9 protein-coding genes are annotated in these 13396 nt (G+C 69.9%); 6 read left to right on the forward strand and 3 right to left on the reverse strand.

Annotation, left to right across the window (positions count from 1 at the left end; genetic code table 11):
* Positions 1–73 precede the first annotated feature (73 nt).
* From ACGFJ7_RS41810 to ACGFJ7_RS41820, 3 genes are all read left to right on the forward strand, one after another.
* Entirely contained in the window at positions 74–400 is a 327-nt protein-coding gene (locus ACGFJ7_RS41810; protein WP_097327824.1) for an STAS domain-containing protein, read from the forward strand.
* 87 nt (positions 401–487) lie between these two features.
* Positions 488–886, forward strand: a complete 399-nt coding sequence (locus ACGFJ7_RS41815) for a MerR family transcriptional regulator (RefSeq protein ID WP_360260623.1) — start codon at positions 488–490, stop codon at positions 884–886.
* Positions 844–1206, forward strand: coding sequence for a thioredoxin domain-containing protein (locus tag ACGFJ7_RS41820; RefSeq protein ID WP_360260625.1), 363 nt, complete (start codon positions 844–846; stop codon positions 1204–1206). Before ACGFJ7_RS41815 ends, ACGFJ7_RS41820 begins: the two co-directional genes overlap by 43 nt.
* Here ACGFJ7_RS41820 and ACGFJ7_RS41825 read toward each other — a convergent pair whose 3' ends face one another.
* Positions 1207–1755 carry a response regulator gene (locus tag ACGFJ7_RS41825; protein WP_360260628.1) on the reverse strand — a complete coding sequence of 183 codons (549 nt, stop codon included), beginning with the start codon at positions 1753–1755 and terminating at the stop codon, positions 1207–1209.
* Positions 1748–6154 carry a HAMP domain-containing protein gene (locus ACGFJ7_RS41830; protein WP_360260630.1) on the reverse strand — a complete coding sequence of 1469 codons (4407 nt, stop codon included), beginning with the start codon at positions 6152–6154 and terminating at the stop codon, positions 1748–1750. The genes ACGFJ7_RS41825 and ACGFJ7_RS41830 overlap by 8 nt, the downstream gene beginning before the upstream one ends.
* A gap of 113 nt (positions 6155–6267) precedes the next feature.
* Between ACGFJ7_RS41830 and ACGFJ7_RS41835 the strand changes: the two genes are divergently transcribed.
* Together ACGFJ7_RS41835 and ACGFJ7_RS41840 are read left to right on the forward strand one after the other, a co-directional pair.
* A complete protein-coding gene (locus ACGFJ7_RS41835) occupies positions 6268–8310 on the forward strand; it encodes a SpoIIE family protein phosphatase (protein ID WP_392647607.1) in 2043 nt (680 codons plus the stop codon).
* 63 nt (positions 8311–8373) lie between these two features.
* Positions 8374–8985 carry a dihydrofolate reductase family protein gene (locus ACGFJ7_RS41840; protein WP_360260635.1) on the forward strand — a complete coding sequence of 204 codons (612 nt, stop codon included), beginning with the start codon at positions 8374–8376 and terminating at the stop codon, positions 8983–8985.
* 968 nt (positions 8986–9953) lie between these two features.
* Here ACGFJ7_RS41840 and ACGFJ7_RS41845 read toward each other — a convergent pair.
* On the reverse strand, positions 9954–11087 hold the full coding sequence (locus ACGFJ7_RS41845) for an FAD-binding oxidoreductase (protein WP_392647610.1): 1134 nt from the start codon (positions 11085–11087) through the stop codon (positions 9954–9956).
* A gap of 128 nt (positions 11088–11215) precedes the next feature.
* Between ACGFJ7_RS41845 and ACGFJ7_RS41850 the strand changes: the two genes are divergently transcribed.
* Entirely contained in the window at positions 11216–13303 is a 2088-nt protein-coding gene (locus ACGFJ7_RS41850) for a S9 family peptidase (protein ID WP_392647613.1), read from the forward strand.
* Positions 13304–13396: the final 93 nt, after the last annotated feature.

Here is a 13396-nt window from a genome sequence, read left to right on the forward strand (position 1 = left end):
GGGGATGTCCGGAACGCCCGGTTACGCACGCGCCCGACGGGCCGAACCGGTGCATAGGCGATAGGCTGACCCGGTGGAGCGACCCGAACTGTCGATCACGGTTCAGCGAGCCCCCGACGAGGTCGTCTTCCACCTCGCCGGGGAGATCGACGTGCTCACGGTCAATAATCTGTCGACGCTGGTCAACGAAGTGCTCGCCGAGCCGCCCGCCCGCATCGTCCTGGACATGGCGGGTGTCACCTTCTGCGATTCGCAGGGCCTGGGCACGCTGGTCGTGCTCAGTCGCAAGGCCCAGCACGCCCGCGCGGTGCTGGCCCTGGCCAACGTCGGCGACTTCCTCATGCGAGTGCTGGATATCACCGGTCTCAGAAGCGCCCTGATGATCAGCAGCACCGCCTGACCCTTGTTGATCTTGGAGCGGCGAAACAAACCGTTGCCTTGACGCCGGTGTCAATGCCTAACGTCAGTTGACGGATGGGGGGCGCCGATGTTGATCGGAGAGCTGGCCGAGAAGGCCGGCACCAGCACGAGGACGCTGCGCTACTACGAGCAGCACGGTCTGGTCCACGCCGGCCGCGACGCGAACGGATATCGCCAGTACGAGGACGCCGAGCTGCGCGTCGTGTACGAGATCCGCTCGCTGCTGGCGGCCGGCTTCGGTCTCGAGGACATCAAGCCCTTCGTCGCGTGCCTTCGCGCCGGCAACGAATCAGGACATGTCTGTCCCGACTCGGTCGAGGTGCTGCGCCGCAAGCTGGCCGAAGTGGACGGCTACATCGGGCAGCTCACCGACCTCCGGCAGCGTCTGCGCGCCCAGCTGAACGAGGCCGTCGAGGAGCCCCTGTGCCAGACCATGCTGAGCCCCACAACCATCTGCCAGCCCTGACCGATGCCACCTTCGCCGAGACGATCCGCGACGCCACCACCCCGGTCGTCGTCGACGTCTGGGCCGAGTGGTGCCCGCCCTGCGGCCCGATGGCCCGCACCCTGGCCGAACTCGCCCCCGAGTTCGACGGCAAGTTGCGGATCTACACCCTGAACGCCGACGAGAACCCCGAGACCGCCCGGGCCCACCGGATCATGTCGCTGCCGACCCTGCTCGTCTACGACAACGGCACGCTGGTCAGCGCGACGGTCGGCGCCCGCCCGAAGTCAGTCCTGCGACTGCTCCTGGCGAACGCTCTCACCCCGTACGCCAATGTGTAGTTAATTGCCCCAGCGGGCCTTCTCCAACAGCGCGAGCGCTTCGGCGGCGGCGTCCTCACCGCCGGAGCGCAGCACGCGCGCCGCCTCGTCGACCGTCTCGGTCAGCCGCTGCCACTGTGACTCCCGCTCGCGGGTCGCGTCGGCCTGAGCCTTCAGTTGCTGCGATTTCGTCCAGAGCTCGACGAAGATGGACACCTTGGCCCGCAGCACCCACGGGTCGAACGGCTTGGTCAGGTAATCGACGGCGCCCACCGCGTAGCCCCGGAGCGCCAGCTGAGCGTCCCGGTCGGCGGCGGTGAGGAACAGGATCGGCACGTGCCGGGTCCGTTCCCGCCGCTTGATGTGGCTGGCCGTCTCGAAACCGTCCATGTTGGGCATCTGGGCGTCCAGCAGGATGACCGCGAAATCGTCGGTGAGCAGCTGTTTCAGCGCCGCCTCGCCACTCTGCACGGCCACCGGGGTCACCGGCAGGCCCTGGAGGATCGCTTCCAGCGCGAGCAGATTGTCCTTCCGGTCGTCGACGAGCAGGGCCTTGGCACGCTCAGCCACGCGTGATCCTTTCCTCGGGGTCCGCGTTCACCCAACGGGCCATCAGCTCGATCAGCTCGTCGAGATCGACGGGCTTGGTGATGTAGTCACTGGCGCCCGCCGCGAGGGCCGACTCCCGGTCCCCGGGCATCGCCTTCGCCGTCAGGAACACTACCGGGAGGTCCTGGAAGCGCTGGTTTCGGCGGATTCCGCGGGTCGTCTCGTACCCGTCCTGGTCGGGCATCATCGCGTCCATCAGGACGATGTCGATCTCGGGGTGTTCGGCCAGCACGCGGACCCCGTCGACGCCGTTGTCCGAGTACAGGACGTTCAGGCCGTGCATCTCGAGGGCGCTGGTCAGGGCGAACACGTTACGGACGTCGTCGTCGACGATCAGCACCGTGGCCCCGTCGAGCTGGCGGCTGGCCGGGGTCACCACGTGGCTCTCGATGTCGGCCCGCTGGCTGAGCACCGGCATCTCCATCAGCGGCATGTCGAGCGAGGCCGCCGCCGGCTGCACCACGACGGTCGCCGTGGGCAGGGTCGGCAGGGCGATGGCCGGGATGCCCTCGGCGCTCAGCGCGTCCGGCATGTACAAGGTGAAGGTCGAGCCCTCACCCGGCCGCGAGGACACCACGATCGTGCCGCCGAGCAGGGCGGCCAGGTCGCGGCTGATCGACAGGCCCAGGCCGGTGCCGCCGTACTTGCGGGTGGTCGTGCCGTCGGCCTGCTGGAACGGCTCGAAGATGATGGCCAGCTTCTCGTCGTTGATGCCGATGCCGGTGTCGCTGACCGAGAACGCGATCACCTGCTGGGCCGAGGCCAGCGCCGGCACGTCGAAATCGGTGGTGGCCGGCGCCGCGAAGATGTTCAGCGTCACCGATCCCTTGTCGGTGAACTTGACCGCGTTCGACAGCAGGTTGCGCAGGATCTGCTGGAGGCGCTGCGGGTCGGTGACGATCGAGGACGGCAGCCCGTTCTCGACCTGGACCCGGAACTGCAGGCCCTTCTCCTCGGCCTGCGGCGCGAACGCCTGCTCGACATAGCTGCGTACGCCGTCGAAGTCGACCTGGTCGGGCTCGACGTCCATCCGGCCGGCCTCGATCTTGGCGAGGTCGAGGATGTCGTCGATCAGCGACAGCAGGTCGGAGCCGGCACTGTGGATCGTGCGGGCGAACTCGATCTGCTTCTCGGTCAGGTTGGTGTCGGCGTTGTCGGCCAGCAGGCGGGCCAGCAGCAGCAGCGAGTTGAGCGGGGTGCGCAGCTCGTGGCTCATGTTGGCCAGGAACTCCGACTTGTACGCGCTCGCGCGCGAGAGCTGCTGCGCCTTCTCCTCCAGACCGCGCCGGGCCTGCTCGATCTCCCGGTTCTTGGTCTCGATGTTGGCCTTCTGGTCGCTCAGCAGCTGGGCCTTGTCCTCGAGCTCGGCGTTGGTGCGCTGCAGCTCGGCCGACTGGTCCTGCATCTCGCGGGCCAGCCGCTGCGATTGGGAGAGCAGTTCCTCCGTACGCCGGTTGGCCTGAATGGTGTTGAGAGCGATCCCGATCGTCGAGACCAGGCGCTCCAGGAACGTGAGGTGCAGCCCCGAGAAGGCGGCGACCGAGGCGAACTCGATCACGCCCAGCATCTCCCCCTCGAACAGAACCGGAAGCACCACCAGGTCGTTCGGCGGCATCGACATGAGTCCGGAGCGCATGGTGAGGATGCCGTCGTGGGTGGCGCGGACCCGGATCGTCCGGCGGGAGACCGCGGCCTGGCCGACCAGGCCTTCGCCGGGCCCGAAGGTGACCTCGTGATTACGGGCGACATAGCCGTACGAGGCGGCCAGCCTCAGCCGCATCACCGCCTGCTCGTTGTCGACCAGGAAGAACGCGCCGAGCTGGGCGTCGACCAGCGGCGTCACCTCGGTCATGATCATGCGGCAGACCTCGCCGAGGTCGCGCTGCCCCTGGAGCAGGCCGCCGATGCGGGCCAGGTTCGAGTCGAGCCAGCCCTGCTCGGCGTTGGCCTTCGTCGTCTCCCGGAGGGTGACGATCATCTGGTTGATGTTGTCCTTGAGCTCGGCGACCTCGCCCTGCGCCTCGACCGCGATGCTCTGGGTCAGGTCACCGCGGGTCACGGCGGTGGACACCTCGGCGATCGCGCGCAGCTGGATGGTCAGCGTGGAGGCGAGCTGGTTGACGTTGTCGGTCAGGTCCTGCCACGTACCGGAAACACCCTTGACCTGGGCCTGACCGCCGAGCTTGCCCTCGACGCCGACCTCGCGGCCGACCCGGGTCACCTCGGTGGCGAACGACGAGAGCTGGTCGACCATCGTGTTCACGGTGTCCTTGAGTTCCAGGATCTCGCCGCGGGCGTCGACCGTGATCTTCTGCGACAGGTCGCCCTTGGCCACGGCCGTGGTCACCGAGGCGATGTTGCGGACCTGGGCCGTCAGGTTGGACGCCATGTAGTTCACGTTGTCGGTGAGATCGCGCCACGTGCCGGCCACGCCGCGCACCTGGGCCTGACCGCCGAGCTTGCCTTCCGAGCCCACCTCGCGGGCCACTCGGGTGACCTCGTCGGCGAACGACGAGAGCTGGTCGACCATGGTGTTCACGGTGTTCTTGAGCTCGAGGATCTCGCCCTGGGCGTCGACCGTGATCTTCTGCGACAGGTCGCCCTTGGCCACCGCCGTCGAGACCTGGGCGATGTTACGGACCTGGGCCGTCAGGTTGGAGGCCATCGAGTTGACGTTGTCGGTGAGATCGCGCCACGTGCCGGCGACCCCGCGTACCTGGGCCTGACCGCCGAGCTTGCCCTCGGTGCCGACCTCGCGGGCCACCCGCGTCACCTCGTCGGCGAACGACGACAGCTGGTCGACCATCGTGTTCACCGTCGACTTCAGCTCGAGGATCTCGCCCCGGGCATCGACCGTGATCTTCTGCGACAGGTCACCCTTGGCCACGGCCGTGGTCACCGAGGCGATGTTGCGGACCTGGCTGGTCAGGTTGGACGCCATGTAGTTGACGTTGTCGGTCAGGTCGCGCCAGGTGCCGGAGACGCCCTTCACCTGGGCCTGGCCACCCAGCTTGCCCTCCGAGCCCACCTCGCGGGCCACCCGCGTCACCTCGTCGGCGAACGACGAGAGCTGGTCGACCATCGTGTTCATCGTGTTCTTCAGGGCCAGGATCTCGCCCCGGGCGTCCACCGTGATCTTCTGGGACAGGTCGCCCTTGGCCACCGCCGTGGAGACCTGGGCGATGTTGCGTACCTGGTCGGTGAGGTTGGCGGCCAGCTGGTTGACGTTCTCGGTTAGCTCACGCCACGTACCGGAAACGCCTCTGACCTGGGCCTGACCGCCCAGCTTGCCCTCGGTGCCGACCTCGCGGGCCACCCGGGTCACCTCGTCGGCGAACGACGACAGCTGGTCCACCATCGTGTTCACGGTGTCCTTGAGCTCGAGGATCTCGCCCTGCGCGGCCACCGTGATCTTCTGCGACAGGTCGCCCTTGGCCACCGCCGTGGAGACCTGGGCGATGTTACGGACCTGGCTCGTCAGGTTGGACGCCATCGAGTTGACCGAATCGGTCAGGTCCTTCCACGTACCGGCGACGTTCGGCACCTCGGCCTGACCGCCCAGCTTGCCCTCGGTGCCCACCTCGCGCGCCACGCGGGTGACCTGCTCGGCGAACAAGCGCAGCGTGTCGGTCACCCCGTTCATGGTGTCGGCCAGCTCGGCCACCTCGCCCCGGGCGGAAACCGTGATCTTCTGCGACAGATCGCCGCGGGCCATGGCCGTGGCGACCTGTGAGATCGATCGCACCTGGTGAGTCAGGTTCGACGCCATCGTGTTGACGGAGTCGGTCAGGTCCTTCCACGTGCCGGCGACACCACGGACGTCGGCCTGACCGCCGAGCTCGCCCTCGGTGCCGACCTCGCGGGCCACCCGCGTCACCTCGTCGGCGAACGACGACAGCTGGTCGACCATCGTGTTCACCGTGCGGCCGATGCGCAGGAATTCACCCCGAAGGGGTCGCCCGTCCATCTCGAGTGCCATGTGCTGCGAGAGGTCACCCTCAGCGACGGCGACAATGACCCGGGAGATCTCGGTGGTCGGCCGGCCGAGGTCGTCGATCAGGGCGTTCACCGATCGGACACTGTCGGCCCAGGCCCCGTCGAGGCCCTCGTCGTCAAGACGCTCGGTGAGCCGGCCGTCCCGTCCGACGATGCGACTGATCCGCCGCAGATCGAGATTTTGCCGCTCCTGGAGCGACACGACCTCGTTGAACGCGTCCGCGACCTCACCGGCCATCCCGCTCCGGCGGGGCAGCCGAACCTTGAGATCGCCGCGGCGAACCCGCCGGAGCGCGTCGGCGAGCTCACCGAGCACGGCGGTGTCGTCGGGTGCACCGACGCTGACTTCCTTGGCGGCGGTCATGCTGTCCTCACTCGCTGTCCAACTGCGTGGGCCGCCCTATCCTCTCTCGCCCGACCGGGTCAATGCGAGACACGACTTTGTGCACAGGCCCATCCTCAGGAGAGGATGCATGCGTGTCAGCGGAGGCCGGGGAGATCTCGGACAGTCCGGCGGGCGGGCTGGTCCGGCGCGTTCGCCTGCCCAACGACCGGCGTACGCCGGCGGCGGCGCGCGCCCTGGTGCGCTCGGTCCTCGAGGAAGCCGGACTCGATTCCCTGCTCAACGAGGCCCTGCTGCTGACCACGGAGCTCTCCACGAACGCGGTCGTGCACGCCAACACCGAGCTCGACATCGAGGTACGGGCCGACGCGACAGGTCTCACCGTCACCGTCACCGACTTCGCGCCCGGCCCGGTCGAACAGCTGGCCGTCGGCCCGCGCAACGAGAGCCCCGACATCGGCGAGGTCGCCGAGCGCGGGCGCGGCCTGCTGCTGGTCGACCACTTCGCCAGCCGCTGGGGCACCGTGCACGAGGGCACCGGCAAGGGCGTCTGGTTCCGCCTCGAGGGCACCACGACCGGCCAGACCACCGCGGCCGTGGTGCCGGCGGTCTCCCAGGAGATCGAGGGTGGCACGCCGAGCGCGGGCGCGCTCACATCGCTGCTCCACGTCAGCCCCGAGCGGCCGAGCGAGGACGGCCTGGCCGAGTTCGCGGCCGGCCTGCTCGCCCAGCTGGCCCGGCTGACCGGCGCGGCCGGCGGCGTCATCCGGCTCGACCGCGGCGACGGCGGCGGACGGCAGCTGCTGGCCCGGTACGGCCGCGCCCCGCGCGACGACGCCGAGACGATCAGGGTGCCGCTGTCGGTGAACCGGCCGTACGCGGGTGAGCTCGAGCTCGACGCCTCTCCCGTGGGCTACGCCCAGCCGCTGGCCACGATGGTGGCCGAGCGGTTCTCGCTCCACCTGGAGAACGACCGCCTGCGCCGCACCGACCTGCGCCGGCAGACGTGGCTCACCTTCCTGGCCGAGGCCAGCGAGCTGCTGGCCCAGTCGCTCGACGTCAACCTGACCATGGCGCTGATCCCGCAGCTGGTGGTGCCCCGGCTGGGCCAGTGGTGCGCGGTGCACACGACCGACGCCTGGGGCCACCTCCAGCTGGCGGCGGCGACCCACACCGATGAGAGCGCGCTGCCCGAGCTGCACGAGACGCTGGCCCAGACCGGCCCCGACACGGTCCTGGCCCGGCTCGAGGAGGCGTCCCGCCTCGGCACCCAGGTGATGCTGCCGCCGCCGGCCGAGGGTTTCGCGGTGCCGCTGGTGGCCCGGGGCACCCGGCTCGGCACGCTGGCGGTCGGCCGCCACCACCGCATCCGGCACGACACCGACGAGGTGGCGATCCTCGAGGACGTGGCCCGCCGGGCCGCCCTGGCCATCGACAACGCCCGCATTCACGACGAAAGGCACAAGGTCGCCCGTACGCTCCAGGCCTCCCTGCTGCCGCCGACCCTGCCCCGCGTCGACGGTGTCGGCTTCGCGGCGGAGTACGTGCCGACCGGCTCCGAGGTGGGCGGCGACTTCTACGACGTGGTGCCCTCGGGCGCGGACAGCTGGATCGTGGTGGTGGGCGACGTCTCCGGCAAAGGCGTGCAGGCGGCGACGGTGACCGGCCTGGTCCGCGACGTGATCCGGATCCTGGTCGACGACGGCAAGCCGATGACCGAGATCCTGTGCCGGGTCAACAAGACGCTGGTGCAGCGCGGCGGCGGCCGCTACTGCACGCTGGCGATGGCGTCGGTGGCTCGGGAGAAGGACGGCGTGCTCTCGGTCTGCCTGCACCTGGCCGGCCACGACCGGGCGGTGCTGGTCCACGCGGACGGCAAGACGTCGTTCGTGGGCGAGGGAGGCACGGCGCTCGGCCTGCTGGAGACGATCTCGTCCCCCGACGCCGAGATACGCCTGCAGCCCGGCGACTCCCTGATCTTCTACACCGACGGCGTGACCGAGCGCCGCCGGGGCCGCGAGCTGTTCGGCACGGGTCGCCTGCGCGACGCGGCGGGACCGCTGGCCGGCTACCCGGCCGAGGTGATGGCCGCCCGCCTGCGCTCCACCACCATCAACTTCTCGGTCGAAGAGCCCCGGGACGACATCGCCATCCTGGTCCTCCGCAACGACGCCTGAGCCAGACCCCCACCTCGGCTGATTCGCCCCATTCGCCCGGTTGCTCGTGGCATGGTGATTGTCATGGCGAAAACTCAGTACTACACGGCCACGAGCATCGACGGTTACATCGCCGACGAAGGCAATTCGCTCGACTGGCTCGCCGACGTGGACGGGGGCACCGAGAACCCGTTCGGCGGCTTCTTCGCGGGTGTCGGGGCGTTCGCCATGGGCGCGAACACCTACGAGTGGGTGCTGGAGAACGACAACGTGCTGGCCGAGCCGCAGAACTGGCACGACCTGTACGGCGACGCACCCTGCTGGGTCTTCGCCAACCGCGAACTGCCGCTGGTGCCGGACGCCAACATCTTCATGGTCAGCGGCGACGTCCAGCGCGTACACGAGGCCATGCTGGTAGCCGCCAAGGGCAAGAACGTCTGGCTGGTAGGCGGCGGCGACCTGGTCGGCCAGTTCGTCGACCAGGGCCTCCTCGACGAGATCATCCTGGGCATCGCACCGGTCGTCCTCGGCAAAGGCGTCCCGCTGCTGCCCCGGCACCTGACCGCGCGGCACCTGGCCTTGACCGGCACCGCCCAGATCGGCCGCTTCGCCTACCTCACCTACGCCGTCGGCACCGACCCCATGCCGGGCCGCCACCCAGCCGCCACCGAACGCCGCCAGGCAGTCCTGCACTGACCAGCCACGCCTGAACATCATCAGCCGCTCCCGCGCCCACCACCCCACGCTTGCCACCGGGCGGCCCAGCGCTGACCAGCCCACGCCTGAACACTATTGGGCGGCCAGCGCTAACCAGCCCACGCTTGCCACCGGGCGGCCCAGCGCCGACTAGGCACGCCCATTCGCCAGCCGAACCGCACCGACCAGGCGACGGCCGAACGCCGCCAGGCAAGCCTCACGCTGACCAGCTCCACGACCGAACCTCGCCAAGCGAGCCCCGCACCAGAAGGAACCGCCGTCCGGCCCAGCCAGCGTCGCCGGGTAGGCGAAGCCGAAGGTGGGCGAGGGCCGAAGATGGGCGAAGGGCAAGCGGGCGAAGGGCAAGCGGGCGAAGGGCAAGCGGGCGAAGGGCGAAGGCTCCCGGGCGGATGAGGTCAGAGCCCGCCGGGCGGGTGAGACCGGCTCGCGCGAGGGCGTGAAGCCGCGCAACGCAAGGACGCACAGCCGCGCGACGCAAGGACGCACAGCCGCGCGACGCAAGGACGCACAGCCGCGCGACGCAAGGACGCACAGCCGCGATCGCAAGGACGCACAGCTCGCGCGACGCGAGGGCGTCAGGCGACGGGTGCAAGGGCGTGAAGCGGCGCGACGCGAGGCCTGGAGCTGCCAGGCAGATAAGGGCCAGCAGCCGCCAGGCAGGTGAAGGCCGGAAGCCGCCAAGCCGCCAACGGCCGGCGGGGCGGGACGGGTACCGGGCAGAAGCCGCCGGGCGGGCGAAGGGCAGAAGGCGCGAGACGGGTGAAGGGCAGAAGGCGCGAGACGGGTGAAGGGCAGAAGGCGCGAGACGGGTAACGGCCAGAGGGCGCCGGCGGATTAAAACACCGGCGGCGCGGGCGCCAGGGGCCAGGCGCGCGAGGGTCAGACCACGCCAAGCGCGAGCCGCGAGCCGTCGGTCAAGTGAGGCGTGGAGGGCGGCGAGGTGCGGGTCAGAACAGGTCGTGGCGGTCGGCCATTTCGATTTGGGTGGCCACGGCTGGTGGGGCGGCGATGACCACCGCGCGGCCGTCGCGAGCCAGCAGGACGTGGCGGACGCTGTCGACTATGCCGCGCAGGCGGTCGGGGGGCAGGGAGCCGGGCAGCACCGCGTGGACGCGGCCCAGGCCGGCCGAGCCTCGTATCGGGACCGGTGTGCCGACCGCGTCGCCCAGGGAGTAGATCACGGCTGGCAGGTCGTCGGGGGAGACCGCCAGGCGCAGCGCCACGTCGTCGTGACCGAACGGGTAGGCGCCCCACCACGGTGGGGCGATCGGGGTGACGACCGCGCCCGCGCCCCACAGGGCCGCCAACTGTTCGGCGCGCTCGACCGCCTCCGCCTCGGCGCCCTCGAAGAGCACCGCCAGTGTGCCCGCCGGGCCGCCGGCCGGCAGGTCGATCTCGATGGCGCTCGGCTGGAGGTCGGCCGCGGCCGACTCGAGTTTGCGGATCTGGGGTGGGGTGGCAACCGCTGTACCGACCCAGCGCCGGGCCGGCGGCAGCGGCTGGAGGCGGAGCACGGCCGACGTGATCACGCCTTTGATCTCGGCCAGGCCGGGGCGGCCGTCCTCGCCGTCGGACTCGCCGGGGTGGCCTTCCGCGTCGACGTAGGTGACACGGTCGACGTACTCGGCGGGGGTGCCGAAGCGGTGGCGCAGCGGGCCCGACTCGTTCAGCGCGAGCATGCCGCCGAGCGTGGCCGTGCGGGACGGCGGATCGACCGGCAGCCGCTGGCCCCGCAGCGCCAGTGCCGCTTGGAGAGCGTGGACGGGCGTACCGGTGGCGACCTCGGCCGTCGCGCCCTCGACGTCGTGGTCCCACATGCCGTTGAGACGTCCGGTGTCGATGATCAGATCGATGTCGGCGCCGGGAGGCGTACCCCAATCGATCTTTGACCCGGAACCTCGGACCACGAACCGGAGCGGAAGACCGGCGGCGAGCCGGACCGTGTCGGCGACCGCGTGGGGCGTGGCGGGCAGCGCGACGAAGCCGGCGCGACGGCCGGCGACCGTGTCCACCGAGCGAGCGACACGCGCATAGTCGGGCCCGCAGATGTCCACAAGCGCGCTCAGCACGTGCTCCCTCATTCTGCCCGTCCCCCAACGCCGTTAAGATCGTCCACTCTGGCATATCGTACACGTGTTCGAACGGCCGCGGTCCGCGTGCGAGAAGTAAAGAAGGCTAGGAAATCGGACCGCCCGGTAACGTTGTGCGGGTGACTTCTCAGACTCCGGACAGCCCACCCTCGGCGCGCCAGGCGGCGCACGAGCGCACCTTCCACGGCGACACCGTCACCGACGAGTTCGCGTGGCTCGCCGACAAGGAGAACCCGGAGACGACGGCCTATCTCGAGGCCGAGAACGCCTGGACCGACCGCGCCACGGCACACCTGGCCGAGCTGCGTGACACGCTCTTCCAGGAGATCAAGTCGCGGACCAAGGAGACCGACCTGACGGTGCCGAGCCGCAAGGGCGACTTCTGGTACTACACCCGTACCGTCGAGGGTCAGCAATACGGCATCCACTGCCGGGTGGCCGTGCGCCCCGGCGAGACCGATCCGCCGTCCGCCGACGGGCCCGTCGCCGGCGAGGACGTGCTGCTCGACGGCAACGTGCTGGCCGAGGGCAAGGACTTCTTCGCGCTCGGCACGTTCGACGTCAGCCCGGACGGCACCCGCCTGGCCTACTCGACCGACTTCGAGGGCGACGAGCGCTTCACGCTCAAGATCAAGGATTTGGGTACGGGCGAGGTCTTCCCCGACGAGGTCCCCGACACCTCGTACGGCACGGCGTGGTCGGCCGACGGCAGCGTGCTGTTCTACATCACCGTCGACGACGCCTGGCGGCCGTACCGCGTCTGGCGGCACACCGTCGGCCAGGCCGCGGCCGACGACGTGGTCATCTACGAGGAGGCGGACGAGCGGTTCTGGGTCGGCGTCGACCTCACCCGCAGCGAGAAGTTCGTCGTCATCGACGCCGGCAGCAAGATCACCTCAGAGGTGCGGATCATCCCGGCCGAGACCCCGACGGCCGAGCCGATCCTGGTCGCCCCGCGTGAGCAGGGTGTCGAGTACTCGGTCGAGCACCACGGCCACCGCCTGCTGATCCTGCACAACAAGGACGCCGAGGACTTCGCGGTGTCCTACACGTCGGCCGACGCGCCGGGCGACTGGGTCGAGCTCATCCCGCACGAGCCGGGCACCCGCATCGAGTCGGTCGACGCGTTCGTCAGGCACATCGTCGTCTCGCAGCGGCGGGACGGGCTGACCGGGCTGCGCGTGATGGTCGACGGCAGCACCGACTCGTACGAGATGGAGTTCCCGGAGCCGCTCTACAGCGTCGGCCTGGCCGGCAACCCGGAGTACGACACCTCCTCGGTGCGGATCAGCTACACCTCGATGATCACTCCCGACGCGATGTACGACGTCGACCTGATCACCCGCACGATGACGCTGCGCAAGCAGCGGCCGGTGCTGGGCGGCTACAACCCCGGCGACTACGAGCAGTTCCGCGAGTGGGCGATCGCCGACGACGGCACCCGGGTGCCGATCTCGATCGTGGCCCGCAAGGGCGCGCGGCGGGACGGCACGGCGCCGGCGGTGCTGTACGGCTACGGGTCGTACGAGGCAAGCATCGATCCCTTCTTCTCGATCGCCCGGCTGTCGCTGCTCGACCGCGGCGTCGTCTACGCCATCGCGCACATCCGTGGCGGCGGCGAGATGGGCCGGCGGTGGTACGAGGAGGGCAAGCTGCTGGCCAAGAAGAACACGTTCACCGACTTCATCGCGTGCGCCCGTCAGCTGGTGCGCGGCCACTGGACATCGGCCGACCGCCTGGTCGCCCGGGGCGGTTCGGCCGGCGGCCTGCTGGTCGGCGCGGTGGCCAACCTGGCGCCGGACGACTTCGCCGGCATCGTGGCCCAGGTGCCGTTCGTCGACCCGCTCACCAGCATCCTCGACCCGTCGCTGCCGCTGACGGTCACCGAGTGGGAGGAGTGGGGCAACCCGCTCGAGTCGGCCGACGTGTACGCGTACATGAAGTCCTACAGCCCGTACGAGAACGTGGCCAAGCTGGCCTATCCCAAGATCCTGGCGATGACCAGCCTGAACGACACCCGCGTGCTCTACCACGAGCCGGCCAAGTGGATCGCGCGCCTGCGCGCGACCGCCCCCGACGGCGACTACCTGCTCAAGACCGAGATGGGCGCCGGGCACGCGGGCCCGAGCGGCCGCTACGACGCCTGGAAGGAAGAGGCGTTCGTCAACGCCTGGACCCTCGAGGTGCTGGGTGTCGCGACTCTCTAAAAGGGAGGCGCACTCGCGGTGACGGCGGGGACCTCGGTCCCCGCCCCCGCGATGGCTGCGGCCGCTCCTTCCGAGATCACCGTCTTCCCCGCC

Origin of the sequence: Actinoplanes sp. NPDC048988 (genome assembly GCF_043197815.1) — a bacterium.
Classification (GTDB): domain Bacteria; phylum Actinomycetota; class Actinomycetes; order Mycobacteriales; family Micromonosporaceae; genus Actinoplanes.